Source organism: Streptomyces sp. SID4985 (assembly GCF_009863025.1).
GTDB lineage: Bacteria > Actinomycetota > Actinomycetes > Streptomycetales > Streptomycetaceae > Streptomyces.
This window is the reverse complement of sequence record NZ_WWIR01000643.1, coordinates 1-24,383: the sequence shown is the minus strand read 5'-3', so window position 1 is coordinate 24,383 and position 24,383 is coordinate 1. Positions and strand designations below refer to the sequence as shown.

Below are 24,383 nucleotides of genomic sequence, written 5' to 3'. Positions count from 1 at the left end.
CCCGGCGTTGCCCGCCGGATGCATGTGCTTCTTGTACGAGATCATGGCGGTCGCCGGACGCCACTCGGCCTCAGGCAGCTACAACCCCCCAGCGCCGGCGCCCTCACCGAACGCGAGGACGTCGGCGGGTGTCATGTCCTCGCGGAGCCGGGCGAACCGGACGGCGTGTCGCCACACGCCGCCGGACTGCGCGGTGTCCACGACGATCTCGGCCACGAGGTCGGGTTCGACGAGGGTGACGTCCAGCGGCGTGTGAGACTGCCACGAGGTCGTGAACCGCACCCCCTCCCAGGCGTGTCCGGGCCACGCGGCCGTGAGCCGGGCGCCGATGTGCCGGGCCTGGTCGGGATGCAGTTGCGTGCTGCGGGCGACGGTGCGCAGCACGCCCACTTGGTCGCGGCGACCGAGGACGAGGGCCTGGGGGCGTGCCAGTGTGCCGGTGATGGCGCCGATGATGGCTCGGTGGTGTTCCTGCAGCGGATCTTGTACCAGCCGCGAGCGCCGGGGAGATAGCGCTGCTTGCGGGCGCGGATGACGATGCCTTCGACGCCGGGCACGTCGGTCCAGGAGGTAAGCCAGTCCTGCGCGACGCGGATATCGTCCGTCTCCGGGCAGAGCGTCCACGGTGGTCCGACGGCGTGCGCGGCGAACAGCTCCTCCAGCAGGGCGCGCCGCCGGGCGTACGGCTCCGCGAGCAGCTCCTGGTCATCCGCCTGGAGAACGTCGAAGGCGATGAAGTGCGCAGGAAACTGCATGGCGAGCTGCGCGGCGTTCCGGGCGCCGGCGGCCGTGCGGCGCTGCACCGCCTCGAACGACAGGTTGCCCTCGACCCAGACGACCAGCTCGCCGTCGAGCACCAGGCCGTCGGGCAGGGCAGCGGCCGCGCGGACGAGGTCGGGGAAGCGGTTCTGGATCAGCGCGCCGCGCCGGGACTGGAGCAGCACCGACTCGACCGCGGCGCTCGGGGTGAACAGCAGGGTGCGGTAGCCGTCGAACTTCGGCTGGAAGCAGAGATCCCCCAGCGCGCCGCGCGGCGGCAACTGGTCGCGCGCCTACGCGAGCATCGGCTCCACCGGGGGTCGCAGCACCATGAGTCCGGTCTACGGTGACCGGGGCGCTTTCGCGACCGGGATGGTCCGCTCAAGAAGGCGGCGGCCTCGCCAGCAGCGTCACCGGCGGGGTACTCACGACGGCGCGCCGGTACTGGCGTCCGGACCAGGGAGCGTGACGCCGGCCGGGCACCAGTAGCAAGGGATGCCCGCGCCGTCGAGTTCCCGGTGCAGCCGTCCTCCAGCGGCTTTGAGCAGCAGCAGCGCCGACGTGGTCCACCAGGCGACGACGGCCACCAGTAGCGGTACACCCCGGCCCAGCGCCGCCCAGACGCCGAGCACGGCCATCGGGGCGGCGGGCAGAGCGGCATGATGCGCCAGCTACACCAGCGCGACGCGCACCCGCCAGGAGCCGATCACTACCAGGAACATCACGGACGTTCGCCTCCCACGAGGTCGACGGGTCACCGCGAGTGTGAGCGGGGGGCCGCCGGGGCGACCAGCGAATTGCGCGAAATTGCACCACCCGACGACTGGCGCGCTGCGTCATCGCACTTTGGAAGTCCCTGCCGCGGGCCATCCTCCAGTGCCAAGAACGGGTAGCCCGGCCATGACCCAAAAGAACTACGGAAGTCGACACGTGGGCGAGAGGGCAGCGCCTGGGTGCGCGAAAGAACGGCCAAAGATTGTATTTGACCAGCCGCGCCGTCAGGGCTGGTTTTCAGAATCCAGCTCTGCCCACAGATCATCTCAGGTCATTCTCCCTCAGCCCTGCATAGGAACATATTCCGATCATACTTAGGCTTTCAATGCTTGCGAGAACACCCTTTCGAGGGACAGCGATACCTGCCGATCTGGGTCTAGCATTCCATCCATTCTCACCGACCCGTGAAATTTTCACGGGCGAGTGAAAACGGGGCGCCCGGTTTGGGGTCCGGCGCGTGAGGCCAGGCGGTTTGTGCTGGTCAGGAACAGAAAGAGAGAACGAGAATGCAGCGTATCTACAGCGGGATGCCCGCCGGCGAGCTGGCCGGGGCGCAGTGGGTGAAGGCGTCCGCGAGTGACGGTAGGGACGATTGCGTGGAACTTGCCGACCTTGGTGAGAACATCGCCATGCGGCAGTCCCTTGACCCCCAGGGTCCTGCACTGATCTTCACGCGGTCCGAGTTGGCCGCGTTCGTCGACGGGACCAAGAAGGGCGAGTTCGATCCCATGACTGTCTGAAATACCACGGACACGGGTTGCGGACGGGGCTTCGCGCCCTCCATCTTCTGATTACATGGGCGGCACAAAGCGCCGCGCACGGTAAGGGAGTTGGACTTGTCCCGTCGTCATCTCGCGTCAGTGCCCAACCCTGATGGGAAAAGGCCGCAGCGGTCCGCTCATCCTCTTGAGCGGGCCGTCGCTGACATGCTCCTGAAGTACCGCGGCAACCGGTCTCAGACCGATGTCATCGCCGCGGTTCCGGAGGTCGGCTCCGTGGCGACGCTCAGCCGCCTTGAGAACGCCAACGTCGAGATGAAGCCCGAGAAGGTCCTGGCGCTGCTTCGCTATTACGAAGCACCCCAGGGGGACATCGACGAGGCGCTGGAGAACCTGGAGCGGGCCAAGGAGACGCCGGGGTGGGCGCCGCCCCGCGGTTCCTCCGAGGCGTTCCGGTCGCTGTCGGCGATCGAAACAAACGCCAAGCTCATCAGGGGCTACCACGAGACCAACGTTCCTGGGATGCTCCAGACCCGCGCCTACGCCCAGGCGCTGATGTGGGACTTCGCGCGCAAGCAGCCCGACGAGGGCCGGCGGCGGCAACTGGAGAAGGAAGTCCACGAGCGCCTTGAGTTCCGGATGCGACGCCAGAACCTCCTCGACGGGGACCGCGCCCCGCTGTACGAGGCGGTGATGGCCGAATCGTGCCTGCGCATCCAGCGGGGCGGTCGGGTCGCCATGCGGGAGCAGCTCCGGCACTTGTACAACGTGGCGGAGAATAAGCCCCGAGTACGGCTACGCGTTCTGCTGGATTCCGCCCCCAGCGCGGGTTCGGCCCTCCACAACGCGATGACCCTGCTCAAGCCGTTCGACGGGGAGAGGGGTCGGTTGGTCTATCTGGAGAACCGAAACCGCGGCGGCGAGCTGATCACTGATGAGGCAGAGATCGAAGCCTACATGGCCTCATTGGACGATCTGTGGGTCGACGCCTGCGGTAAGGAGGAGACCATGGATGTGCTCAAGCACTACATCGAGAAGCTCACCGACTGAGATCGCCATCTCGGGCTTTCTTGACGAGCGCAACTCCTCCGTACTCGATCCACTCTTTGCTCTTCTGGCGAGGCGCCAAGTCACTGTCGGGGTGCCAGAGGGAGACCTCCACCGGTTTGTTGTCCAGGGTCTCCAGTAGTTCGAAGCCCTCGAAGAAGCGGTTGACCTCTTCCAGAGAGCGGACCTCGCCCCAGTTACCGCCCGTGGCCGCGTCCATGAAGCTGGTGATCGACGCGCGGAGGTCTGGATTGTCACTGGCGAGCTGTGAGATGACCATGTAGCTGCCGTCAGGTAGCCGGTCGGCGACGCGGCGGACCAGATCCCACGGGTCGTCGGTGTCTGGGATGCAGTGAAGTACCGACACGAAGAGTGCCGCGACGGGTTGTTCTCCCCGCAAGAGGCGTTCCACCTGGGGCGATGCGAAGATTCTGTCCGTCTCCCGCATGTCCATTTCCAGGACGGCGGTGGTGGAAGGATCCTCGGCCAGGGACATGTTCCCGTGCGCGGCCACGACAGGATCATTGTCTATGTAGACGACTTCGCACGACCGGTCCACCGCCTGGGCGACCTCGTGGACATTCGGGCTGGTGGGCAACCCTGATCCGTGGTCGAGAAATCGGCGGACCCCGCGTTCCCGGGCGAGGTAGCGGACGGCACGGACAAGAAATGCCCTATTGATGAGAGCGATGTCGCGGGTGCTCGGGGCAAGTCTCAGTAATTCTTCGCAGGCTTCCCGATCTACCTGATAGTTATCGGTCCCGCCAAGAAGGTAGTCATACATGCGTGCAACGCTGGGTTTGCTGAGGTCAAGGATGGGCTACTCCCCACGCTCCCGGCCGCATGACTCGCCACAAGTTCAGCGGCTCTCCGAAGGTAGAGATCACATATTAAGAGGTCAGTCCGCTCCAGGGCTACCCATAAGCCCCAACGAGCGAAACGCGTTCGGGAGCAAAACTTGCATCACCGTGGCAGATGTGCTCCGGCGCACACCCGCAGGTCAGGCGGCATCCGACACGGGCATATGCCCCCTGTTGATGACATTTGAAAGGACCTGGTGTCGCAGCAGCTCGCAGGTAGCGGGCGGCATTCCCAGGACGCGGTCGGCCGGAGTCGCTGAGAATTCAGTCCGGTGCCGCAGCAGCGGGGCGTTCGCCTCTGCGACAGGAAGGGGCCGGTACACCACCCGAACACGCTCGAACGCTGTCTGTTCGATGCAAGGCGAAGGTCGCGGGAACCGCGCAGGGCAGAGGGCAGGCCTTTGGGCGGCCAGGTCGCCCGGAACCGTATATGCCACGCGACTTCCGGCCGATCCGCTGTTGGCGGCGACGACCGCGAACTACGAGCAGAACGCGCAGCGTTCGGGACGGATGGCCGAGGAGGCGGCTTCGGCCAGCGGCGCATGGGGCGTTCAACACCTCAACCTGCATGACCAACGATCGCGCCCGTTGTCCGTTCGCGGCAGCGGACGGCGGAAGCCCTGCTTGATCGTCCACCGGAGAGCTTCGGCACTTTCACCACGCGTCCCAGGCAACGCGCTTGCGGGGGCACGGGATTGACCGTGCCCCCGCGCGGGACCTCACCGTCGGCCACCGCGCGAACCTGCGCGATGGCCGGCGGCAGACGCCAGTCAGCGGTAGCGGCTGACCTTGTAGAACGTCAGACCGCTGCGGTCGGCGCACAGGGTGACCGAGACGGTGAGCAGAACCTTCACGGGCACCGACTCCGGCCGGACCAGGGACGCGACAGTCAATCCGACCGTGAGTGCGGCCGCGAGCCGAATCCGCAGGATAAATACACTCTTCACGGCGGTTTGCAGGGCGTGCGAAACCGGAATGGTAATGTCTGGCACCGCCGGAAGGGTGTTGGTCAACTTTCGGCGGACGTGCTGGATCATTGACTTCTCCTCAGGTCGAATGGCACTGGTCCGGCGCGGAGGAAGGGGGCTCCGAGGCGGGCACCAACCAATCTCGGAGTCCTTTTCCGTGCCTGTCTGGACAGTAGTGGCAGCAGGCGGCCTGCCGACTGGGGTGATAGCCGTGAAAGCGGAGCAGAACTCTCCTCGGGCCTAGCCCGCGTGGCGAAATCATTCACACATTCCCGCTCAGGATTTGAAGCAACTGGGCGCGCGTGAACAGAACCTGTCACCGGCAGTGCGAAAATCCGCACACCGCACTGAAAGCCACCCCAGGCACCCTCCGCCCGGTTCACTCTTTCGAGTGAACAAGTATGAGTAATCCGGCGCTCGCCCTGGCCGGGCGAGCGCCGAGTCGGCAACCCGCTCATGGCACATGGCGCCAGCGTGGTCACCCAACGGGGCCTGCGCGGCGGCGACTTCGTAAGAGGCCACCTCATGCGGCTGGGCACGCCGTCGGTTGCGGCGGGGAGCGTTGACCGGCTGACGCCGGACGCCAGCTCGACGGCGCCACGCTCGCCAGGCCGGACGCCGGAACCAGCGCGCCGCCGCGGGCACCTGCCCGAGTGCTGTGTGCAGCTCGCCGATCCCCTCGACCAGTAAGAGGGTCGTCGACGCCATCGGCGCGACGGAGACCGGCCGCAACGCCCGTCCCCGTGGAGGACGCGATCACCGAGAAGGCCGTCATCGAGACCCACTGGCTGACGCGGCGGCCCACCGCCCTCGCGCTGCGCGACGCCGCGCAGCGCTATCGCCGAGCCCTGTGACGGCCGGGTTCAGGGAGCACGTTAAATCGAACACATGCTCTAATGCGAAGTATGAGCAACCTTCCCACCGATCGCTCCGCTGTGCACGAGGAGTGGCACGACGTCTACCGCCAGCTCAGCATCCGGCCGAGCACGGCGCTGCGACGACGGCTGCTCGCCCTGTCCGCGAAGGCGCTGGTCCACGAGCACTGGCTGGGTCGCAGCACCGGAGCCTGGGCGGCGCTGCAGGGTGCTCGTCATGGCCGAGCTGCCTGAGGATGTTCCCCGTCGCCGGATGATCCTCGCGCACGTCGAGCGGCAGATCGCCGAGAACGAGACGATCAACACCTACCTGTCCCTACAGCTCGCCGAGGTGCGGCAGGCCCTCGCACGGGCGGAGCAGCGCGATCGACCGTAGCACCCGACGCGCAGAGCCAAGGGAGCTGTTGGCCCGCTCCCTGCTCCTTTTGCGCGGTCGGCTCGGGCGGGCGAGTACGTGGTCCAGCAGGCACACAGCGCAGATGATCCCGGCTTCGCGATTGTCCATCGGGCCGCCTGCAAGAGAATCGCTGAACCGTCGCGCCGAGTGCGAGCCGATGAGGCGCGAGCCGCACTCACTGACCCGGCCTTCGAGCCCTGTCTCAAATGCCGACCTGAGACCGAGCTGGGCACCGACCTGGCGTGAGCGGATGTTCGAAGTCGGCGCCGTGATCGCGTTCGGGGACGTTGACGTCGACGTCAACGTGCACCCCGTTACCCCTGACGGGGGTCAGGAGCGGTTGCTGTTCTTCGGCAGTCCACCCCGGAAGTCGCACCCAGGGCACGCGTCCTCACCCTCAACATGGCCCTCGTACCAGCCGTGGACGGCCGTGTGCAGGATCGCCTCCTCCACCGAGGCTTGGCCGCTGCGGATCGAGTCGATGGCGTTGCCGACGATCACCCGGAGCACAGCGTTGGTGGGCGAAGGAAACGGCGGGGCCGGCATCGGCGAGTCGGATGTCATGGCGGCAGCGTATGAGCGGGTGCGCGTGCTGGTCAGGCGGATGGGGTGATCTCGTGCGGGGGCGGGCCGTGCAGGTCGCTACGGAATCCTCGACCGACCGGCTTCCAGCCCCGGAGCGTGGCGGGCTTCCAGCGGGGTCGGTCCGGCACGCTGTCGTCGTCGGGCGCGGGCAGGGTGCCCCGGCTCTTGCGGCTGCGGGCGGCGCCGACGCTGATGCCCAGGTGAGCGGCGACCTCCGTGTAGCCCCAGAGCTGCTGGTCGTCGACCATCGTGTCCTCCTCGTTCATCGGGATGAGCGTACGCAACGCACGCAAGGCCGCCCCTGCCTGATCGGCGCGGGGCGGCCTTCTGCGGTGGTCGGTCAGACCTCGGCGAGGTGATTCGAGAGGTCGAGGGCGTCGGTCGCGAACGCGAGGGCGGCGCACAGGCCGATGACCTCGTGGATGGTCGGGCGGATCAGTCGCGGCCAGTCGTCCGGGGCGGCGGGCCAGGAGGCGAGGTGCACCTCGCTGGTGGCCAGGCCCAGGTGGGCGGTGACGTCCCAGCCCCCACGGGCGGCAGGTGTCCAGTGGAGGCGGATGCGGCCGAGGGGGAGTCTGGGGGTTCCGTCGGTGACCCACGTGACGTCGAGAGGACCGTCGGGCCGGGCCGAGACGCGCCGGACCAGCGCGCCGTGCACGCCGTCCGGCATGGGGTGCACGGCGAGGCCGTGCAGCGGGAGGACGGACGAAGGGCGGGATCGCGACGAGATAGGAGCCTCCTCGGCGTTGGTGTGACTGGTCAGGACCAGTCGAGGGCGTCACGTACCCCCGCCGGGAGGTAGTCCTCCTGGCCGTCGTCGGCGATGAACGCCATGCCGTTCTGGACGACGACGTTGGCCCCCACGTAGTGGGCGAAGGGGAAGTCGGGGTTGATGGCGAGGCGGACCGGCAGGCCGGGGTCAAGGTCCTGAAGCTGGCGGAGCAGGTGGCCGACGGTCAGGTACTTGGGCAAGAGGATCTCCGGGAGCGGTACGGGAGTTCGGGACCGGACTGGTGGCAGCGCGTCAGACAGCGTCGAGGCGGAGAAGGTCGACCCTCGGCCCTTCGGCGTGAGTGGCGAGATGCCGTCTGCGGCACTCGTTGACGTAGCCCTTGCCGCGTTGCTTCATCTCCCAGTTGCCGCACGAGCAGACGGCCTGCGTGTATGCGCGGCCGGGGCAGTGGGCGTGGAGCGGCTTGCCGGAGCTGGTGTGCTTGTGGTTGGCCGGGCAGAGCGTGCCATCGGCGTGGTGGTCGGTGAGCGGGGCACGGAAGGACATGGAGAGCGGCTCCTCATGGGTGGGGACAAGAAACGTCTGGACCGGCGGGTGCTCGGAGGAGGTGTCGGGGCGCACGAGCTGTCGCGGGCCGTAAGAGTGCGCGTCAGGGCAGCTGGACGGGGCCACGTATCCCGTGCGGGAGATCCGAGATGATGTCCTGCCGCCACTCGCGGGCCTCACGGGCGCGTTCACGCCCATGGTGGTAGGAATCCGGGTTGTGCCCCGAGCAGCAGTCGAAGCGCCGCTTCCCGCGCCGAGTCATCATTTTGTCCCGAGTCATGTTCTGTCGATCCTTTCCTTCAAGGTGGCAGGCGCACCTTCCGGTGCTTGAACGCCTTCTAGGGATCCGTTGGCGAGGTCGCGCTGCCACCGGCGTCGTTCGGCGTGACGGGTGGCGCGGCGGCGGAGGGTCTTGGCCCGGCGGCCGTATCGACCGGGCAGGTAGTAGCAGGTGCAGCGTCGGGCGTAGGCGCACTTTCGGCGGTAGCCGGGCCGGGAGGCCAGGAGCATGCGCATGGGTCGGAACTCCCTGGACGGGGAAGCGAGCGAGTCCCCGGAGCCGGTGGCTCCAGGGAGGCAGAGTCAGCGGGTCAGGCTGTAAGAGCGGGTGGGAGGGGTGGCGCCGCTCTCCCGTACGACCAGGCCGTCGGCGACCAGGCGCTGCAGCGAGCTGGCGACCGTTTCCTCGCTCAGCTTGGTGGCGGCGCTGATCTTGGTGAGAGGAGTGCCTGGGTTCTCGGAGAGGTAGGCGACGACCCGGGTGTCCCTGCGGCGAAGGTAGTCCTGGCCGCGACCGACGGTGTACACCACCGACACCCCGCAGGCGAGCAGGTTGAGACCGGAGGTGATGCCGGAGCCCGCGATGGAATCGTAAGCCGCGAACGCGACGGTGCTGAAGCCAACGAACTGGTGCGTGAACCTGGTGAGGTCGTCAGGGTAGATGGTCATTTGATGCCCTTCATGCAAGAGCAGGGGGATTGGTTGGTCCGCCGGGGGTGCGGATCGGCACGAGCGCCGGTGAACGGGGCGGGCCGCCACGGCCCGCCCCGGCGGTTCAGCGGTCAGCGCGGGGAGTGGGCGACGAGGGCGGCGAGGAATCCGGCGACCGCCTCGGCCGGGGTGTGGTGACCGAACTCCTGGACCCACGCCTGGCCTTCGGCGGGCTGTACGCGGACCTGCCAGACGATGCCGCGCTTCCAGGCGGTGGCGTCCTCGGGGAGCCAGCCGACGTAGACGTGGCCGTCCGGGCTGGTCGCGTGGACGTTGGCCTCCGGGGTGTCGACGACCGACCAGCCGAGGCCGCCGAGGAGGTCGAGCACCGGGGCCGCGCAGTGGTCGGTCGAGAGCCAGTGGCGGTCTTCCACGGCGGGGCGGACGACGGCGGGCAGGAGGGCGGCAGAGGCGTTCACGGTTGGACGATCCCTTCGTTGACCTGCGGGTTTTTCCCGACATCCGTACGTTGACATGCCGTATGCCGAAGTACGTAGTCGTTTCCCCGCAGATGGCGTCTGCCGTGGGCGAACTCGCCACCGTCCGCACGGTGCGACGGCCGGGGAATGGATCGGCGAACGCGGTTGTCGTACCTGGGTTGCGGCGACGGCCACACGGCATCGAAGGGGGAGCAGGGGTGGCAGAGGCGAGCAGACACTGGGACGGCGCCGGGCTGGAGCGCAAGATCCGGGCCGCCGGGCGGCCGTGGACCGTGGGCGACATTGCCATGGTCGCCGACGGCCAGTGGGGCGTCGGCGCGCAGCCGGACAGGTGGCCCGACGAGGAGACGGTCGTGGAGCGCCGGGCAGCGGAAGGCCGGCGCGTCGAGTTGACGGTGGAGGAGCTGGCCCGCGCGGTGGGCGCGCGTACCAAGGACGCCCGCCGCGACGAGGACCTCGCCTGACCCGTTCAGCGACGCGGCCCCGCAGCGGGCGCCGACGGCCCGACCGCCGCCGAAGGAGCTGGCGGGCCGGGCGCGTGGCCAGGGTGGTGCGGCGTGTGCCCGGAGCGGGCGACAGCGGCCTGGGCCAGGCGAGCCGCCGGGGCCGGGGCGGCGGGCACGGCGGCTTCGCGGGCTTCCACCACGCGCCTGATCGACTGCAGGTACGTCTGGCTCTCCGCATGGGCGACGCGAAGATCGGCCGCCGAGCTGGTGATCCGTTCCAGTTCGAAGAAGGCCGGTACGTAGCCGGGTCGGGTAAGGGCATGCAGACGGGTTTGGTGCGCGCTCACCGCGTTGTCGGTGATGGCCAGAGCCGCGCGGACATGCATGGCCGAGCGCAGGACGGGATCGTCGCTTGGGCGACGGACCGCGAGGACTTCCAGGATCTCGATGGGCTGACCCCACGTCTTCTCGATCATGGCGGTGGCCTGGTCGAGCGCGGTGGCGGTGGGCATGACGGAACTCCCGTGGGACAGGGGGCGCGGGCCGCAGGGCTGGGCCCAAGGCAGGTTCGGTGATCAGCGGTTGCGCCGCGGAGCGGCCGCGCCGGCCAGCGGCCCGGCTGCGGCGGCGGGCGTGAAGTTGCCCGGCCGGTACTGCGCCGCACCCGCGGTACGGCTCTGCGCGGCCATGACCCGGAGGTCGGCTGCGGTACGCGGGACGCGCTGGGCACGCTGGACGGCCTGGACAACAGCGGTGCGGCGCACGTCGAGTGGAGTCGGAGCGCGCGGGACGGGCGGGGGGCCGGTGACCTGGCCGACCGGAGTCAGGGTGACAAGGTGCTCCATCTCGCGGTGGATCTGGTGCCGTTCACGGATCACCGGGGCCGAATCCGCCATGACGGCTGCCGTCGCGGCGATCAGATGAGACGGGGTGCCGCGCGTGAATACCGCTTCCGCGCGCGTGCCCCACCCGGGAGGTCCGGCCCACAGCTCGACAGTTTCGGCGTCCGCACCACGGCGACGGTTGTCGATCAGAACGCCCGCTTGTCCATCGGGAGCGATGATCTCGACGGTGCCCAGCTCGGCCGCGCCGTCGCGGGTCCAGCCGGCATCGGTCAGCGGCTGGACGGCGTCGCGCCAATACAACGAGGGGCGCGCCAGGAAGCGCCCGTTGCCGTCGTAGGCGTCGGACTCGGCGTAGTCGCGGGCCAGAGCGGCGGTGAGCCCGGCGACGATCTCGGGTGGGGTGACGTGGTTGAAGGTGGCCGTCCAGCGCGGCGCGGCAATGGCCTCCTCGGCTGCGGTGATCTTCCACGGCTCGAAGTCGTCGCCGAACCAGCCGATCCGAATCCGGTGATCGGGCGATGTGACGACGAGCTGGCACGGGCCCTCGTCGAGGCGGTGGTGCGGCCAGTGGGCCACCGGGGCGAAGCTGGCGTCGGCGGTCCCGTCCATGCCGGCCAGGTACATGGGGCTGACCAGCACCTCTTGGTAGCGGTACGGGGCATCAGGGTCGTGCATGTCGAAGCTCCGGATGTGTAGGAGGGGAACGCGTCCGCGTGCGCGGCGGAACGTACGGCCGGAGCGCGCGCGGACGCAGTGGCGGTGGCGAGACGGCTCTGGCTCTGAGCCCCACTCGCCTCACCGACCCCGTCCCGGGGCCGATCGGGCGGTGACGGCCGCCGGCACCCGCGGTTGCGGTTGCGGCGCATGGCTGAACAGAGCGCTCGGCGCAGCACTGCGACGCAGGGCCGCCGCGGTCCGGGCACCTTCCGCCGCCAGCGGGACGCTGATGTTGGTCCGCGTGGCCGCCGTGACACGGGCCTTCGCCGACGACGTCCTCCGCACGGCGATCGGCTCGCTCCAGTGCTCCACGCTCGCGTAGACCGACCCCAGTGCCTGACCGGCGTCGGTCAGCACGTAGGGGTCGCCGTGGCGTGGACCCGTGCGCGTGACCAGACCGTCGGCCTGAAGCCGGAGCAGTCGGTGCCCAATGAAGCCCTGGTCCAAGTCGACCTCTTCGGCGATATGGAGGAACCGCATCGGGCCGCCCGCGTCGAGGACCTGGATCACGGCGGTGGAATGCCGAAGGTGCAGGCGGCGCAGGGCATCCTCGACCCGCTCGGCTTCGGCCATCGGGCCGAGCGACAGGTGAGCCTGGGACCAGTCCGACAAGGCGTGGTGCACGGGAGACAGCGACTCGCCGAGCGTGCTGAGCTGGTACGGGGCCCTAAAGCTGTCGTCGGTCCGGACAACCAGCCCATCCGAGTGCATCGTCGCCAACCGCTTGCCGACGAACTGCTCGCTGACAAAGGGGAGTCGGGTGGAAACGTCGCGCACTCGCATCGGGCGGCCCGCCTGGGCCAACGTCATCGCCGACCAGGTGGTCCACTTCGGCGCCATCAGGGACAACGCGTCCTCCACACGCTGGGCATCGACCGAGCCGATAGAAAAGGAGGCAGGCTGTACGGGGGCGGACATGGAGTGTTCTCTTTCAGGAAGGGGTCAGAGGGAACGGCCGTGCTTGGCCCCGGACGGCGAGGGCGGCGGGTTCGTCGGTGAACACGGTGATGCCTTTGTTGACGCACCACGACGCAGAGCTGCGGCAACGCGGAGATCTGTGGCGCATCCGGCGCGGAAAACCGCCTCGCCGAGCGCCGTGAGCGCAAGCCGCTGCCCGAGGCGCAGAGTGGTGTTGGTGTCGCGCTCGCCCCATCTCGCGTCATACATCGTCATTACCGTGGCAAGGTCGATACGCCGCGATCCCGCGTCGGTGGCGACACGAAGGCCAGCGCGCACTACGCGCTCTTTCAGCCACGCCCGACTGCGCTTTATCACTTCGAGAGCCTGTAGCTGTTCAGGGGAAGGAGTCGGCTCGGCCAGAGATGTGCCCTGCACGTCCGGAGTTGGCGCCGGCCTGCCCAGGACAACTGCTTCCGAGCGCTTAGCCGCACCCGCACCGGGCAAAAGGCGCTGGTATGCGAAAACGGACTCGACGAGCTGATCGTGGGCCCGGTCCTGCTGGGCAAGAAGGTCTCCGAGCTCTGGGACCGCAGTCTGCAGCATCGCGTACGAGACGCGTGCACCGTCGAGTTCGCCGCGCGCGAGGGGTTCGAGCAGCCTGCGAGCGTACCGGGCCGCGTGCGTCACCCGGCCGTGTCGCTCGTCAAGATTGTGCGCGGCTTGCATCACCCGTATCGCAGCCCCATACAAAGGCTCCCCACGGCGATGCGCGAGGTTGAGCGTGCCGACGTCTGAGACGCCCAGCGTCTCGGCCACGAGGTGTGGACCGGGGTGGGTGTTCGCGTCGTAGGGGTTCACACTGCCACCTCCATCCGGGCGAGCAGGGAGCGGACCAGGGTGGGCAGGCTGCCGGGGCCTTCGCCGATCCAGACGTGGTCGGTTGCCTCGTCGCGGACGTATGCGGCGTCTTCGAGCAGGCCGTTGGAGATCTCCACGCAGGCGTCGGTGATCCGGGAGGCGGCGAGCAGCGACTCGGAGAGGACCTCGACGTAGTCGTCCGGCGCGAGGTCGGCGGCCTCGGCCGCGGTACGGATCGCCGCCAGCTCCAGCGCGCTGAACGCGAAGCCGGACTCGCCGTCCCGTTCGGCGCCGTCGGGCGGGGCGACGACCGGGCCGTGCGGCTCGGTGGGGATGCCCACGCGGGTGTAGATCTGCTCGACCGAGGCGGTCAGCTCGGCGAAGGACTCGGTGAGCCACCCCAGCGCGGAGGCGTAGGAGGCCAGGGTGAACAGGCCCGCCGGCGTGGAGGGACGCGGCTCGGCCGCCACGAACTCTTCGACGCGGTCGCTCAGCTCGCCGACCACACGGGGCCCGGTGGACAGCGCGCCCAGCACGGGGTGCAGGTAGGAACGGCTGACGGCCGTCGGGTACTCGGCGGTGAGGATGCCCGAGACACTCTGCGCGGCGTCGGTGAGAAGGTCCGCCAGTTCGGTACGGGTGAGGGGAGCGCGGTGGGTGGTCATCGTTGGGGAACCTTTCGGGGCCCGGCGGCCGGGACTGGGGCTGCCGGCGGAGTTGCCGGACCTGCTGTCGGCTGGTCGACGGCGAGCGACGACCGGGACTGGGCGGCCCGTACGCGGGCGTCCGCGGTGGAGTCAGTCTCGATGTGCTGGGGCCTGGTGCGCAGGTGGGCCAAGCGGTAGACCGCGTAGTCCTTCCGGCTTCCGGCGGCGACGAGATAGATCTCGCGCGTATGCGCCGAGGTGGGCGGAGCGGGGCGGAACTGGACGACCATCCGGTAGGCGACGTCCGGGTCGACGTAGACCTTGTGGAAGCCGGCGAGGCGGCCCTTCAACGGCAGGCAGTCGTCACTTCCGTGGACCAGGTTCTGCAGCTCCAGCAGCGCCAAGTCACGGATTTCAGAGGGAAGTTCTCGCAGGTCTGCGATGGCGTCAGGGTGCGCGGCGAAGGCGAAGCGAGCGCGGCTCACAGCGGCCTCCCCTGCACTGGACGCGGGGCCGGGCCCGCCGGCGGTGCGTTAGGGGTGTCGCGGATGGCTTTCTGTATCGCGGCGGCATCGGCCGACCGGGCGAGCGCGATACGGGCGATGCGGGCCCGGACGACGGCACCGTTGTGATCGCTGTACTCCGGCGGTTCCGGCAGCGGACCGTCGCGGTCGTCCAGCCAGGAGCGGGCGGCACCGGCATCGGCGAAGGCGCCCTCGCGCATCGTGTACGTGCCGGCCTCGTGGTCCCACTCTTCGTGGAAGACGCGAACCGGCGCCTGGGCGGCACTGGAGTCACGGGTCAGCGTCCACGTCTCGCCCGGATCAAAGTCCGAGGTGTAGGTGTCGAGGACCTCGTAGCGTGTGCCCGACTCCCGGATCTGCTGTTCGACCTGGACCGTGAGGTCGTCGGCGGGCTTCACGAATTCGTCGCCGACCAGGGCGATCCGCTCGGGCGGACAGCCGCGTTCGACCAGCCAGTTCTGGGCGAAGGACGCCGCGGCGTGGTAGCTCGTCTCCAGAGTGAACGTGGACCGGCTGAGGTCCCGCGCGACCGCGATCGCAACCACCTGCGGTCCGCCGGGGATCCCCCACGTGACCGACCGGTCGTGGGCGAGGACGAAGCTGTGGGAACCGTGGGGAGCGGTGTGGTGCTGGGACAGCACCGTCAGGTCACCGGCCCAAAGCGTCTCCATCGCCTCTTCCGAGGCAGCGTCGGCGGGCGCGAGATCGCCGAGGTCGAAGTCGAGGTCGTCGTTCACGCCGCCGCCCCCGCCTGCTCGGGTGCGGGGGTGGCCAGCACGCGGTGGTTGGGGCGGTTCGCGCTCGTCGTGCACGCCGCGAAGGGCCCGTCGGGGGCACGCAGGTGCGCCAGCGTCTGATCCAGGTGGTCGCGGTGCCAGGCGGAGGGACCGGACAGGCCGGCCTCCACGTCGGTGAACTGCTGCCACGCGAGCCAGAGCGCGTGGAGCCGGGCGACGGCCTCGGGGTGCTCGTGCCACTGCGCGCACCATGGACGAGTGGTGCTGATCTCGCGGCCGTAGACCGGGAGGAAGAGGTAGTTCACCCAGTCGGTGAGGGCGGCGAGTTCGACGGCGTACGCCTCGCTGCCCAGGGCGAGGATGAATACCGAGGTGGGGCCGTCGCCCTGCTCGGCACCGGCCGCCTCGGCTCCGGTAACGCCGTCGGCCTGCTGGTCGGCAGCAGGTGCGGGATCGGGCTCGGAGCCGAGGCGGTCGAGGATGACGCCGTGCTGCCTGACCTCGGCCATGGTCTTGGCGAGGGTGCTGGCGAGGTCGTCGAGGTCCCCGTCGGGGACGCGGAACGGCTCAGGGCCGGGGGTGGTCGGGCTGGTGTCGGACATCGGGGCGTGCTCCATCTGTGAGACGGCGACATGCCCGAGAGGATCCGGAGAAACCACGGTTTGGCCCGGCCGGGAAAACCCGGTAGGGGAGCGCTACCCGCCCGCGCAGCGAGGGCAGCGCGGGAAGGGCGGAGCCAGCAACTGCAGAGCCCGTGCCGCTTGTTGGGGGACGACTCCGTTGCCGAGCGCGGTGAGCTGCGCCGGACGCCCGAGCCCGGGGGTGGCGGTGACCCAGCCGGCGTCGAGGCCCTGCATCCACTCCACGAAGTCCGGGCGGAGCCGGCCGCCAGCGTCGGTGGGCTCGGGCGCGGGACGGGTCAGCGTCTCCCATCGGGTGATGGCGGCTGCGTACGGCCCCCATCGCCGTTCCGCTCCCCGGCCTGCGGCGACTCCTCCGTCCAGAGCGGCAGGACCACCGCCGACAAGGGAGGACGGCGCCTGGGAGCACCGGTGTCGCCGGCCCTCGGGGTGGGCAGCAGCGACGCCGCCGCACTGGGCAGCGTCAAGTCCCCGTTGCCGTGCCGCTGGTTCGGCGAGCCCTTGATCCCGTCCGATGCTTTCGGCGTCGGCAGCAGCCACTCGACCTCGTCGGCCAGGTTCGGGCCGTGCCCCCCGCTCTTCCTCTTGTCCGGGTGCTGGGAGCCGCCGTTCTTGCCGATGTTGCTCGTCGGCGTCTTGAGCAGGGTGCCCGGCGGGCCAGGCGACGAGGAAAGCGCGCTCGCGACGGTGCGGGGCTCCGACGTCGGAGGCGCGAAGCACGCGCCAGCGCGTGTCGTACCCGAGGTCGGCCAGGGAGCCGAGTACGGCACCAAGTGCCCGCAGAGGAGGCTGACCTGGGGTGTCTCCCAGACACCACGGGCAGGGTTCCACGTCGCCAGGGGAACCGGCGGGGGAGGTGAGGAGGCCGCGGACATTCTCGATCACAACCAGGCAAGGGCGGAGGACCTCGACCGCACGGGCGACGTGCAGCCAAAGCCCGGAACGGGTATGGGCGTTGAGTCCGGCCCGGCGGCCGGCGACCGAGACGTCTTTGACAGGGGAAGCCCGCCGTCAGGACGCACACCCGGGCCACGGTGGACCAGTCGACGGTGGTGATGTCGCCCAGGTTGGGGACGCCCGGCCAGTGGCGGGCCAGGATGCGCGAGGCGTTCGGATCGACCTCCGCGTGCCAGGCCAGCGTGCCGCCGAGAGCGGACTGCACGCCCAGGTCGAGGCCGCCGTACCCCGAGCAGAGCGACCCGATCAGCGGAGGGTGCGGGTGCGTGGTGCGCACGTCAGCGACCCCGCGCGAGCCGGCCCGGCGGAGCTGCCGGTGAGACGGCAGGGGGCGACGGAGTGGGAGAGGGCGCCGCGGTCGTGGACCGGCTGCGAGCGGCTTCGGCGCGGGCGGTCGAGGGCGAGATCGCCGCCGCTGCGGTGCGAAGGTCCTCGGAGGTCTCGCGCAGAGCTTCGTCCGCGATACCGAGGGCGTTGCTCATCACCAGCCGGTCGTACTCCTCGGGCGCGGGCTCGTCGCCGAGGTGCTTGGCATGGTCGCGGGCGGCGAGCCGGCGCGCCGCCGCTGCGAGCGCGGAGGCTGCCTGGCACGCGGGCTTGACGGCGGCGGCGAAGCCCATGAGGGCCGGGCCGGTGTGCCCGTCCCGCCTCTGGTGGGTGGCACGGAAGAGGACCTCGTCGGCCAGCTCGGCGAGCAGCGTGCCGACGGCGGAGAGCTGGCGCCCAACGGTGACGTTGTCGAGCGGGCGGTCGGGATCCCCGGCAGTCGGAAGTTCGCCGCGCACGGCATCGAAGCTTGATGCGGTGGCGCGCAGATCCGCGGCATCGGAAAATGAGGTGTCCTTCAAGGTGAACTCCAAGCGAGGGAAGGGGACATGGCGCGAGACTGAGAGGGTTAAGAGTGGCCGCGCGCAGGCGACCGGGCCCTGATTGGCGCGGGCCCAGGGCCGGGGCTGGTCCGGGCCGGGGGCGCTGGGGCCGGGTGCGGAATGCTGCGGGCGCGGGCGGCCTGCACTCGGCCCGGAGGCGGGCCACCTGGCGCCAGGGCGGTCGGCGGCTTCGGAGCCGGACTGCCGTTCGCGGCCTGCCAGCGGGCGTGGACCTCGTCGAGCGGACCGAGCACGTGCAGGGCGTGGTTGATCAGCCGACCGGGGTCCAGGGCTTCGTCCTCGGCCAGAGCCCGGACAGCGCACGCCGAGGCGGCTGCGGTCCGGGTCAGGGAGGAGCGCATCACCCGCTCCGCAAACCATCCGGCGCTGCCCGGGACCATGCCGTCGCAGATGGCAGTGAGCTGCTCGCCGGACAGCGTGCCGTCGGCCAGAAGCCCACGCCGCTGTGCCTCCCAGAGCAGGGTGATCCGGTCGACGGGTTCGCCCCGATGACGCAGCGCGCCGAGGCACTTGTAGACCTGCCCGTGGGCCGGATCGGCGAAGTCCCCCGGCCGCAGCCAGGCCACGACCTCGTCCAGGGCCCTCCGCTGCTCGGCGAGGACGGCCAGGAGGAAGCGCTCGTCCTCGGCGACCAGGTCGGCCCGAACCGGTGGCACGGTGAGGGCGGCGGTCAGTGCAGCGGGAGGCGCGACCGGGCGGGGGTCGGTTCCCCAGCGCCGCGCAAGATCGGTGAGGACGCCGGTCAGGATGTCCGCCGACCGCAGCGAGCCTTCGACCTCTCCCTGCAGGGTGTCGGCACGGGCCACCTGGTGCAGGCGGATCGCGTGCTGGGCCACGGTGCGGTGGATCGCCCCCTCCAGCACCATGCGGCCGTACACGGGGGCGTGCTCGGGGCGGGGGCAGGCCGAGATCAGGGTGTGGGCGTACGCCGCGGTCAGCCCGCGGACATGGCGGCCGGCCTCGTCGACCGCGTCCGTCACCCACTGGCGCAGGGCCGGTGGGTTGTCGCCGAAGGCGGCGTCGTCAGGCCAGGCGCCGCACGCGGGGGACATCGGCACCGGCTTTTCGGCACCGACCGCCGGGTGGCCGTCGCTATGGAGCTTGCGAAGCGCGGCGAACAGCGCCTGGTGGATGGGCCGGTAGAAGTGATCCGGCGCGAGCCAGTCCAGGTTCGAGAGCTGGGCGGGGTCGAGGAGCACGGAGCCGAGGACCGCCTGCTCGGCACGCAGCAGCGGGGTCATCGTCCCTCTCCCGTGCCGGAGGCGCACGACCCGTTCTGCCGGGCACGAAGTCCGGCGACCGCCCGGTCGGCAGCGGCCATCGCCTGGGCGAAGTCGTCCAGCACAGCGATGAACGCGGGATCGGAAGCGGGAATCGAGCCGGTCCTGCCGACGAGCCACCACCGGCCGTCGCGCAGAACGACCGGCGAGCACGGCAGCCGCCCGGGACGCGGTGTGGGCGCGCTCACGCCGACAGCCCGAAGTCGTCGCGCCCGATGCTCTTCGCCAGGGCTCGCTCGGTGATCGCCTGCGTGGCGCGCGCGGAGGCCGGGCCGACCACCTTGGCGGAGGATTCCTTGTACCAGGGTTTGAGGTTGAGCATGGCGACACGGATGCCGGTGGCCAGCAGCAGCACCTTCCCCTTGGGGAGGGCGCGGATCGCGTCGGGCGGCAGGATCCGCTCGGTGCGCATGCTCACCGAGGTGGACTTGCCGCTCTCGCTGGTGGACACCGAGGTGGTCTGGACGTCGTGGTCACCGACCTGCCTGCTGAGCCGGTCGGCGAAGTCCGCGTCGTCGATCCCGCTTCCGATGATCTTGATGGTGGCGGCGGAGTACAGGGCGTCCATGCCGGCCTCGCCCCAGCAGCGCTGGCCCTGCCGGTAGGACTGCAGGATCGTCATGGGAATGACGCCCCGGCTGCCCAAGTGGCTGTAGAGGTCGGGCAGATCCGAGATGCGGCACACGTTGGCGGCCTCGTCGAGGACGCACAGGGCGGGCGGGTCGAGCCGTCCGCCGGAGCGCTCGGCGACGATGACGGCCGCACGCATCACGGCGTCGGCCGCCGCCGCGATGATCGCGCTCGCGCTGCCGCCGCCGTCCTTGCTCAGGAGGTAGAGCGTGTCGCGGGAGGTGGCGAAGGCGAACGGCGTGAACTCGGGAAGGTCTGCGTTCGGTGTGACCCAGGCGGCGACATCCGGGTCCAGCAAGCAGCTCGCGTACTGCCGAGCCGTCTCGTAGATGCCGTCGCGGGTCTCGGTCGCACCGGACACGGTGCCCTGAAGCTGGGCGGCGACCGCGTCGTGGCCGGCGTCGGTGAGCAGGTCCACCGGGGTCCGGTCGGCGGGAGTGGCGAGCCAGGCCAGGACATCGGTGATCGGCCGCCGGTGGCTCGCGGCGGCCAGGAACAGCGCGCCCAACGTGTTCGAGGCGGCGGTGGACCAGAAGTCGGAGCCGCTCGACTCGTCCACGCTCGCGGCGACGAAGTGCCCGGCCAAGCGTTTTGCCCCGGCCAGGTCGCGGGCGTCGGCCAGGATGTCCCACCACATCTCGCGCGGATGGTGTGCGATCTGCTGGGGGTCCAGCGTCCAGATCGTGCCGACCTCGGCGCGGGCGTCCACCGTGGCGGTGAAGGCATCGTTCGCGGCCTTGTTACTGGTGAGCAGGACCGGGCCGGGCGCCGAGAGAATCGCCGGGATCGCCAGTCCGCTCGTCTTGCCGGAACGCGGGGCCATGATCGCGACGATCACGTCCTCCCACGAAGCGCGGACCTCGGCCCGACCGGGGACGAGTGTGCCGAGCAGGATGCCGCGATCAGCGGGACTGACCTCTTTTACCCTCCCGGCCGCCCAGGGACGGGCGCAGGCTCTTCGCCTTGGCGGTGATCTCCTTGTCCAGCAGCGGCACCAGATCGGCCTTCCGCGCGAGACCCGACTGGGCGCCGGAGCGCCAGCGCATCCACAGCACCAGACCGGTAGTGATCAGGCCCAGGGTGAGTAGGCCGGGAACGACGCGGGCCCCGGCCAGCAACGCGGTGGCGCTCAGGGACGGCCACAGCACCCCGGGATGCAGCAGGGCGTCGCTGGCACGGAACGCGGCCCACGATCCGCTGCCGACAAGGACGTTGGTGAGGTTACCGGTCAGCCAGGCGAGAGAGCCGAAGACCATCGCGGCGCCGAGGACGCCGAACAGGAGATAGAGGAGCGCGTCCGACCCGGTGGTGGTCGACGGCGCGCTGGTACGCGGAGAAGGCACGGCGGTTCCTTGGGTGAGCGGGCGGGAGCGGGGCGCGCTCGGCTCTCGTACAGCTCACGGGCTCACTCCTCGTGGATCGAGCGGAACGTTTCAGCGGGGACGGCCGGCGGGACGTGCCGCAGGCGGGGGTGGCGCGTCGGGCACCAGGGCGCTGGTGGCGGTGCCCGCCTTGGCCGCGACTGGCGAGACTTGGCGAGCGGCGGCCAGACGCCGGGGCTCGGGTTCGACGACCTCGCCAACGGAGCCGACGGCCCGCCGGCGTGGATCGTCGGCGTCCGGATCCCGGGCGGGAGGTGCTGCAGCAACCGGGCCCGCACCGAAGACGTCGTCGAGCAGCTCATGGGTCCGCAGGATGTGGACCTTGTCGTGGTGCCGGGGGTCTGAACGCTGGGCCGGGCACGCGGCGACCCCGTCCTCGGCGACCTCCAACTGCTCCTGAACGTCCCCGAGCATCGCGTGGGCGGCGGCCAGTCGAGTCCAGGTCTCCCAGGTGGGGGTGTGGTACGGCTCGTCGAACGTCAGACGGACACGAGTCCAGTCGGCGGCAGCGGCGACCAGTTCGGTCAGCTGCGGAAGAGCACCGACGAGCGCACCGTTGACTTCCTCGAGGATCCCCGCCACCTCGTCGGGCGTCGCTTCCTCGGTGAGGCGGGCGATCATCCCGCGGACGGAGTACGGGTCGGCGGCAGCGCTGGGCAGGTGACGGACCTGCAGCGGCTCGTCGGGGCCGTGGGCTAGCCGGATGTTGTGCTGCATCGCGGCACCGACGGCGTCACCGATGCTCGGATAGAACTCGGGCACGAGTGCTCCTGGTGGGCTGTCTGGGTGGTCAGGCCGGATGAGCACCCGGATTACCGCCGAGGACCCGGAGCGCTCGGCGGGCGCACGGCCGCGCTCGAACGGGCCGCTTCGCCGCCGAGGACCGGGGTGACCTTGGCCTTCGCCGCAGCCGGCGACGTGGCCAAAGCAGCGCCCCGATGCTCGGTCAGCTTCGGGGAGCGCGTCCCGGGCCGGCCCTGCTGCGCGTCACCAACACGGCGCAGCTCGGCCTCGGCGCCGATGAGTTCCGACTGTGCCGAGCTGACGAACTCCGAGGCGAAGCCGAACCGGTCGGCGAGCGCGTACAACTCGTCGTCGAGGTCGTTGATCTGCTCGCCCGCTGCCTCCAGCGCTTCCCGTACACGCTCAAGAGCACCGTGCTCAGGGTGAAGGAGGTGGTCGACCGCTCGCTGGAGGTCGGAGCCGTTCTCGGCAGCCCTGATCCGGTCCGTGATCTGTAGGAGTTCCGCTCCAGCGGTGTAGGGCCCAAGGGGGTGTGCCGGAGGGCTCATCCGGGCCGTGTCCAGCGCGGGGGAAAGGTCGACGCTGTAGCGGGCGGCGCGAAGCATCTCGGCCGCGTGGCTGGCGATGGCGACCTTGTCGGCGACGGGGGTGGTGGTGGGCAGGCGATGGCGTCGGCCGTACCAGTCGTCGATCTGCTGGAACCCGGCGTGCTTCAGGAGCGAGGCGGAGAGATCGTCGGTGGCTCCCTTGGCCACGACGCTGCCGCTGAACTCGGCAGTGATGGTGATCGGAGGAACAGGCACGTGGGCCTCCCAAACGCAGCGGATCGGATCGTCAGGGAGAGAGGGTTCACCGCATCCACGATTTGGCCCGGCCGGAAAACGCTGGTACGTGCTCCGTTTCACCAGGGTTGTGAGGAGTTCGAGCGGGATTGCCACGAGGCCGAGCTACCGGGGCTGGGATGACGGGGATCAGCGGGTACGGCCCGCACCCCTCGGGGGCGCTGTGGTGGGAGGTGCTGGGGGTGGAGGATTTGACGGTGCGGCTGCGGGGAGTTGCGGCGAGGCGGCCCTTGCCGCGCGGGCCCGAGTGCGCTCCTCGGGCGTGCTGTCAGGCTGTGCGGCGCGCGTCGGCGCAGCGGCCGAGGGCTGGATGGGGTCGAGGACCGTGTGCATGGAGACAGCCGGGGCGACGTCCACCATCCAACCGGAGTGCTTCAGTTCCCAGGTGAGGGCTGCCACCATGCGAACGGCCTTGCTGTGCGGGACTTCGCTGGGGACCACGGAGAGGTCAAGGGATGCGTCGTATTTGAAGCCGTACTCGTCCAGCACCGCCAGCAGGTACTGGTTGTCGTCCGCGACAGCGGCGATGACGCCGAGGTCGGGGTGGAGGCCGAAGGCCACGTCGGGTTCGTGCTGCAGCACGGGGAAGTCCTACCTCTCGGGCGGGGTTATCGGGTGCGGGCGGACCGGGGGAACGCTGACGGAGGCTGGGGGGCTACTTCGGTGGCCGGTATCAGCGGTTGTGGTCCGGGCACGGGCCGGGTAGATCGTGGTGGCCGCCCGGAGGACCCTTCCGCTGAGCCACCGTTGCTGCCGGTCGGCGCTGACAGCGCCCGGCCATTCCGCAGATACGGATAGCCCGGCTTACCAACAACGGCCATACGAAAGCCTCCTTACTGATCTTTTCGTAAGTTCGGTGGGTGTGGTGGCCGTGTGGGTGGAAGGCTGTCGGGGTGGCTTATGAACCTTCTCCCTGTGCGGTCGGTTCCTCTCTTCCTCCGTTGTCGCGGCCGCAGTTGGCGGAAGCGCGGCGAGTTCGGGCGGTCGAGTTGTTCGGGGACGGCGTCTCGAATGCGGAGATCGCGCGGGCGGTGGGTGTGTGTGCCGAGAGCGTGCGACGGTGGCGGCGGGTATGGGAAGAAGGCGGTGCTGATGCACTGCGACGCCGTGCGGCAACCGGTCGCCCGCCCAAGCTGGATGACGCCCAGGCCGAGACGGTCCGGGTCGCGTTGGAACGGGGAGCCCAGGTTCATGGTTTCGAAGCCGACCTGTGGACCCTGGAGCGGGTCGGCATCGTCGTGGAGCGGGTGACGGGCGTGTCGTTGTCGAGGGCGTCGGTGTGGCGGCTGCTGACCGGCCGGCTCGGATGGAGTCTGCAGCGACCTGAGCGGCGGGCCGTCGAGAGGGACGAATCCGAGATCGCCCGTTGGATCGCCCACGAGTGGCCGCGCATCAAAAAGGGGCGGTGAACACACGTGCCTGGATCGTGTTCCTCGACGAATCAGGCGTCTCCCTGCTGCCCCAGATCCGCCGCACCTACGCACCCCGAGGTCGAACCCCGCTCCTGCGACACCGGCTGAACTGGAAACGGGCCTCGATGGCCGGGGCCCTGGGATACCACTCCACCGACCCCGAACGCGGGGCCCGCCTATGCTTCCATCTCAAGCCCGGCAGCTATGACACCGCCGCCCTCATCGAGGTCCTGGAACA

At 69.9% G+C, this 24,383-nt stretch carries 32 protein-coding genes and 5 pseudogenes; 7 read left to right on the top strand and 30 right to left on the bottom strand.

The window, feature by feature from the left end:
* Nucleotides 1-78: 78 nt before the first annotated feature.
* The 3 genes and pseudogenes from GTW40_RS33365 to GTW40_RS27445 form a co-directional block, all read right to left on the bottom strand.
* Nucleotides 79-384: a hypothetical protein gene (locus GTW40_RS33365; RefSeq protein ID WP_237525753.1), complete on the bottom strand. Its 306-nt coding sequence runs from the start codon at nucleotides 382-384 to the stop codon at nucleotides 79-81.
* Nucleotides 385-539: 155 nt separating this feature from the next.
* Nucleotides 540-1,040, bottom strand: a pseudogene (locus GTW40_RS33360) (ATP-dependent DNA ligase); the annotation flags it as partial.
* Nucleotides 1,041-1,184: 144 nt separating this feature from the next.
* Nucleotides 1,185-1,397 (bottom strand): hypothetical protein, encoded by a 213-nt coding sequence (locus GTW40_RS27445; protein ID WP_161182822.1) that lies wholly within the window; start codon nucleotides 1,395-1,397, stop codon nucleotides 1,185-1,187.
* Between the two features lie 642 nt (nucleotides 1,398-2,039).
* On the opposite strand from GTW40_RS27445, the gene GTW40_RS27440 reads away from it, so the two are divergent.
* Together GTW40_RS27440 and GTW40_RS27435 are read left to right on the top strand one after the other, a co-directional pair.
* The gene (locus GTW40_RS27440) at nucleotides 2,040-2,273 is read left to right on the top strand and encodes a DUF397 domain-containing protein (RefSeq protein WP_161182821.1); all 234 of its coding nucleotides are present in this window, start codon (nucleotides 2,040-2,042) and stop codon (nucleotides 2,271-2,273) included.
* Nucleotides 2,274-2,459: 186 nt separating this feature from the next.
* Nucleotides 2,460-3,302, top strand: coding sequence for a DUF5753 domain-containing protein (locus GTW40_RS27435; RefSeq protein ID WP_161182820.1), 843 nt, complete (start codon nucleotides 2,460-2,462; stop codon nucleotides 3,300-3,302).
* Here the strand turns inward: GTW40_RS27435 and GTW40_RS27430 are convergent.
* Together GTW40_RS27430 and GTW40_RS27425 are read right to left on the bottom strand one after the other, a co-directional pair.
* The gene (locus tag GTW40_RS27430) at nucleotides 3,292-4,116 is read right to left on the bottom strand and encodes an SAM-dependent methyltransferase (RefSeq protein ID WP_343245803.1); all 825 of its coding nucleotides are present in this window, start codon (nucleotides 4,114-4,116) and stop codon (nucleotides 3,292-3,294) included. The two genes, GTW40_RS27435 and GTW40_RS27430, sit on opposite strands and share 11 nt — an antisense overlap.
* An 813-nt stretch (nucleotides 4,117-4,929) precedes the next feature.
* Nucleotides 4,930-5,196 (bottom strand): hypothetical protein, encoded by a 267-nt coding sequence (locus tag GTW40_RS27425; RefSeq protein ID WP_161182818.1) that lies wholly within the window; start codon nucleotides 5,194-5,196, stop codon nucleotides 4,930-4,932.
* Between the two features lie 836 nt (nucleotides 5,197-6,032).
* Here GTW40_RS27425 and GTW40_RS27420 point away from each other — a divergent pair.
* Both GTW40_RS27420 and GTW40_RS27415 read left to right on the top strand, forming a co-directional pair.
* Nucleotides 6,033-6,236, top strand: a complete 204-nt coding sequence (locus GTW40_RS27420) for a hypothetical protein (protein ID WP_161182817.1) — start codon at nucleotides 6,033-6,035, stop codon at nucleotides 6,234-6,236.
* The gene (locus tag GTW40_RS27415; protein ID WP_161182816.1) at nucleotides 6,220-6,378 is read left to right on the top strand and encodes a hypothetical protein; all 159 of its coding nucleotides are present in this window, start codon (nucleotides 6,220-6,222) and stop codon (nucleotides 6,376-6,378) included. The genes GTW40_RS27420 and GTW40_RS27415 overlap by 17 nt, the downstream gene beginning before the upstream one ends.
* Nucleotides 6,379-6,729: 351 nt before the next feature.
* Here GTW40_RS27415 and GTW40_RS27410 read toward each other — a convergent pair whose 3' ends face one another.
* The 8 genes from GTW40_RS27410 to GTW40_RS27380 form a co-directional block, all read right to left on the bottom strand.
* Entirely contained in the window at nucleotides 6,730-6,963 is a 234-nt protein-coding gene (locus tag GTW40_RS27410) for a hypothetical protein (RefSeq protein ID WP_161182815.1), read from the bottom strand.
* A gap of 32 nt (nucleotides 6,964-6,995) precedes the next feature.
* Nucleotides 6,996-7,250: a MarR family transcriptional regulator gene (locus tag GTW40_RS27405; protein WP_237525748.1), complete on the bottom strand. Its 255-nt coding sequence runs from the start codon at nucleotides 7,248-7,250 to the stop codon at nucleotides 6,996-6,998.
* Between the two features lie 74 nt (nucleotides 7,251-7,324).
* Complete coding sequence (locus GTW40_RS27400; protein WP_161182861.1) at nucleotides 7,325-7,654, bottom strand: esterase; 330 nt, start codon at nucleotides 7,652-7,654, stop codon at nucleotides 7,325-7,327.
* An 89-nt stretch (nucleotides 7,655-7,743) separates the two neighbouring features.
* Nucleotides 7,744-7,956 carry a hypothetical protein gene (locus GTW40_RS27395; RefSeq protein ID WP_161182814.1) on the bottom strand — a complete coding sequence of 71 codons (213 nt, stop codon included), beginning with the start codon at nucleotides 7,954-7,956 and terminating at the stop codon, nucleotides 7,744-7,746.
* Nucleotides 7,957-8,008: 52 nt separating this feature from the next.
* Complete coding sequence (locus tag GTW40_RS27390) at nucleotides 8,009-8,263, bottom strand: hypothetical protein (RefSeq protein ID WP_161182813.1); 255 nt, start codon at nucleotides 8,261-8,263, stop codon at nucleotides 8,009-8,011.
* Between the two features lie 103 nt (nucleotides 8,264-8,366).
* On the bottom strand, nucleotides 8,367-8,543 hold the full coding sequence (locus GTW40_RS32815) for a hypothetical protein (protein ID WP_202486487.1): 177 nt from the start codon (nucleotides 8,541-8,543) through the stop codon (nucleotides 8,367-8,369).
* Nucleotides 8,544-8,845: 302 nt separating this feature from the next.
* Nucleotides 8,846-9,211 carry a winged helix-turn-helix domain-containing protein gene (locus tag GTW40_RS27385; RefSeq protein ID WP_161182812.1) on the bottom strand — a complete coding sequence of 122 codons (366 nt, stop codon included), beginning with the start codon at nucleotides 9,209-9,211 and terminating at the stop codon, nucleotides 8,846-8,848.
* A 113-nt stretch (nucleotides 9,212-9,324) separates the two neighbouring features.
* Nucleotides 9,325-9,672, bottom strand: a complete 348-nt coding sequence (locus GTW40_RS27380) for a DUF317 domain-containing protein (RefSeq protein WP_161182811.1) — start codon at nucleotides 9,670-9,672, stop codon at nucleotides 9,325-9,327.
* Nucleotides 9,673-9,890: 218 nt separating this feature from the next.
* On the opposite strand from GTW40_RS27380, the gene GTW40_RS27375 reads away from it, so the two are divergent.
* A complete protein-coding gene (locus GTW40_RS27375; protein ID WP_161182810.1) occupies nucleotides 9,891-10,157 on the top strand; it encodes a hypothetical protein in 267 nt (88 codons plus the stop codon).
* A 5-nt stretch (nucleotides 10,158-10,162) separates the two neighbouring features.
* Here GTW40_RS27375 and GTW40_RS27370 read toward each other — a convergent pair whose 3' ends face one another.
* The 17 genes and pseudogenes from GTW40_RS27370 to GTW40_RS27290 all read right to left on the bottom strand — a co-directional run bounded on the left by GTW40_RS27370 (nucleotide 10,163) and on the right by GTW40_RS27290 (nucleotide 23,315).
* Nucleotides 10,163-10,651: a hypothetical protein gene (locus tag GTW40_RS27370; protein WP_161182809.1), complete on the bottom strand. Its 489-nt coding sequence runs from the start codon at nucleotides 10,649-10,651 to the stop codon at nucleotides 10,163-10,165.
* A 63-nt stretch (nucleotides 10,652-10,714) separates the two neighbouring features.
* Nucleotides 10,715-11,659 (bottom strand): DUF317 domain-containing protein, encoded by a 945-nt coding sequence (locus tag GTW40_RS27365; protein WP_161182808.1) that lies wholly within the window; start codon nucleotides 11,657-11,659, stop codon nucleotides 10,715-10,717.
* A gap of 120 nt (nucleotides 11,660-11,779) precedes the next feature.
* The gene (locus GTW40_RS27360) at nucleotides 11,780-12,619 is read right to left on the bottom strand and encodes a winged helix-turn-helix transcriptional regulator (RefSeq protein WP_161182807.1); all 840 of its coding nucleotides are present in this window, start codon (nucleotides 12,617-12,619) and stop codon (nucleotides 11,780-11,782) included.
* Between the two features lie 24 nt (nucleotides 12,620-12,643).
* The gene (locus GTW40_RS27355) at nucleotides 12,644-13,459 is read right to left on the bottom strand and encodes a large ATP-binding protein (RefSeq protein ID WP_161182806.1); all 816 of its coding nucleotides are present in this window, start codon (nucleotides 13,457-13,459) and stop codon (nucleotides 12,644-12,646) included.
* Complete coding sequence (locus GTW40_RS27350) at nucleotides 13,456-14,124, bottom strand: hypothetical protein (protein WP_161182805.1); 669 nt, start codon at nucleotides 14,122-14,124, stop codon at nucleotides 13,456-13,458. Before GTW40_RS27350 ends, GTW40_RS27355 begins: the two co-directional genes overlap by 4 nt.
* Nucleotides 14,121-14,591 carry a hypothetical protein gene (locus GTW40_RS27345; protein WP_161182804.1) on the bottom strand — a complete coding sequence of 157 codons (471 nt, stop codon included), beginning with the start codon at nucleotides 14,589-14,591 and terminating at the stop codon, nucleotides 14,121-14,123. The genes GTW40_RS27350 and GTW40_RS27345 overlap by 4 nt, the downstream gene beginning before the upstream one ends.
* Nucleotides 14,588-15,367 carry a glycosyl hydrolase gene (locus GTW40_RS27340; protein ID WP_161182803.1) on the bottom strand — a complete coding sequence of 260 codons (780 nt, stop codon included), beginning with the start codon at nucleotides 15,365-15,367 and terminating at the stop codon, nucleotides 14,588-14,590. Before GTW40_RS27340 ends, GTW40_RS27345 begins: the two co-directional genes overlap by 4 nt.
* On the bottom strand, nucleotides 15,364-15,969 hold the full coding sequence (locus tag GTW40_RS27335; protein WP_161182802.1) for a DUF4913 domain-containing protein: 606 nt from the start codon (nucleotides 15,967-15,969) through the stop codon (nucleotides 15,364-15,366). Before GTW40_RS27335 ends, GTW40_RS27340 begins: the two co-directional genes overlap by 4 nt.
* Nucleotides 15,970-16,062: 93 nt before the next feature.
* Nucleotides 16,063-16,947, bottom strand: a pseudogene (locus tag GTW40_RS27330) (DNA cytosine methyltransferase); the annotation flags it as partial.
* Nucleotides 16,948-17,068: 121 nt separating this feature from the next.
* Nucleotides 17,069-17,170: pseudogene (locus tag GTW40_RS33625) on the bottom strand (DNA methyltransferase); the annotation flags it as partial.
* Nucleotides 17,171-17,243: 73 nt separating this feature from the next.
* Nucleotides 17,244-17,750, bottom strand: coding sequence for a hypothetical protein (locus tag GTW40_RS27325; RefSeq protein ID WP_343245797.1), 507 nt, complete (start codon nucleotides 17,748-17,750; stop codon nucleotides 17,244-17,246).
* Nucleotides 17,751-17,860: 110 nt separating this feature from the next.
* The gene (locus GTW40_RS27320) at nucleotides 17,861-19,096 is read right to left on the bottom strand and encodes a DnaB-like helicase N-terminal domain-containing protein (RefSeq protein ID WP_161182801.1); all 1,236 of its coding nucleotides are present in this window, start codon (nucleotides 19,094-19,096) and stop codon (nucleotides 17,861-17,863) included.
* Nucleotides 19,093-19,323 carry a hypothetical protein gene (locus GTW40_RS27315; RefSeq protein ID WP_161182800.1) on the bottom strand — a complete coding sequence of 77 codons (231 nt, stop codon included), beginning with the start codon at nucleotides 19,321-19,323 and terminating at the stop codon, nucleotides 19,093-19,095. Before GTW40_RS27315 ends, GTW40_RS27320 begins: the two co-directional genes overlap by 4 nt.
* Nucleotides 19,320-21,108: pseudogene (locus tag GTW40_RS27310) on the bottom strand (TraM recognition domain-containing protein). The gene GTW40_RS27315 and the pseudogene GTW40_RS27310 overlap by 4 nt, the downstream one beginning before the upstream one ends.
* A 90-nt stretch (nucleotides 21,109-21,198) precedes the next feature.
* Nucleotides 21,199-21,909: a hypothetical protein gene (locus GTW40_RS27300; RefSeq protein ID WP_161182797.1), complete on the bottom strand. Its 711-nt coding sequence runs from the start codon at nucleotides 21,907-21,909 to the stop codon at nucleotides 21,199-21,201.
* 50 nt (nucleotides 21,910-21,959) lie between these two features.
* Nucleotides 21,960-22,694, bottom strand: a complete 735-nt coding sequence (locus GTW40_RS27295) for a hypothetical protein (RefSeq protein ID WP_161182796.1) — start codon at nucleotides 22,692-22,694, stop codon at nucleotides 21,960-21,962.
* 168 nt (nucleotides 22,695-22,862) lie between these two features.
* Nucleotides 22,863-23,315, bottom strand: a complete 453-nt coding sequence (locus GTW40_RS27290) for a hypothetical protein (RefSeq protein WP_161182795.1) — start codon at nucleotides 23,313-23,315, stop codon at nucleotides 22,863-22,865.
* A gap of 359 nt (nucleotides 23,316-23,674) precedes the next feature.
* On the opposite strand from GTW40_RS27290, the gene GTW40_RS27285 reads away from it, so the two are divergent.
* Nucleotides 23,675-24,142: a winged helix-turn-helix domain-containing protein gene (locus tag GTW40_RS27285; RefSeq protein WP_161181797.1), complete on the top strand. Its 468-nt coding sequence runs from the start codon at nucleotides 23,675-23,677 to the stop codon at nucleotides 24,140-24,142.
* Nucleotides 24,139-24,383, top strand: a pseudogene (locus tag GTW40_RS27280) (hypothetical protein); the annotation flags it as partial. The gene GTW40_RS27285 and the pseudogene GTW40_RS27280, both read left to right, overlap by 4 nt.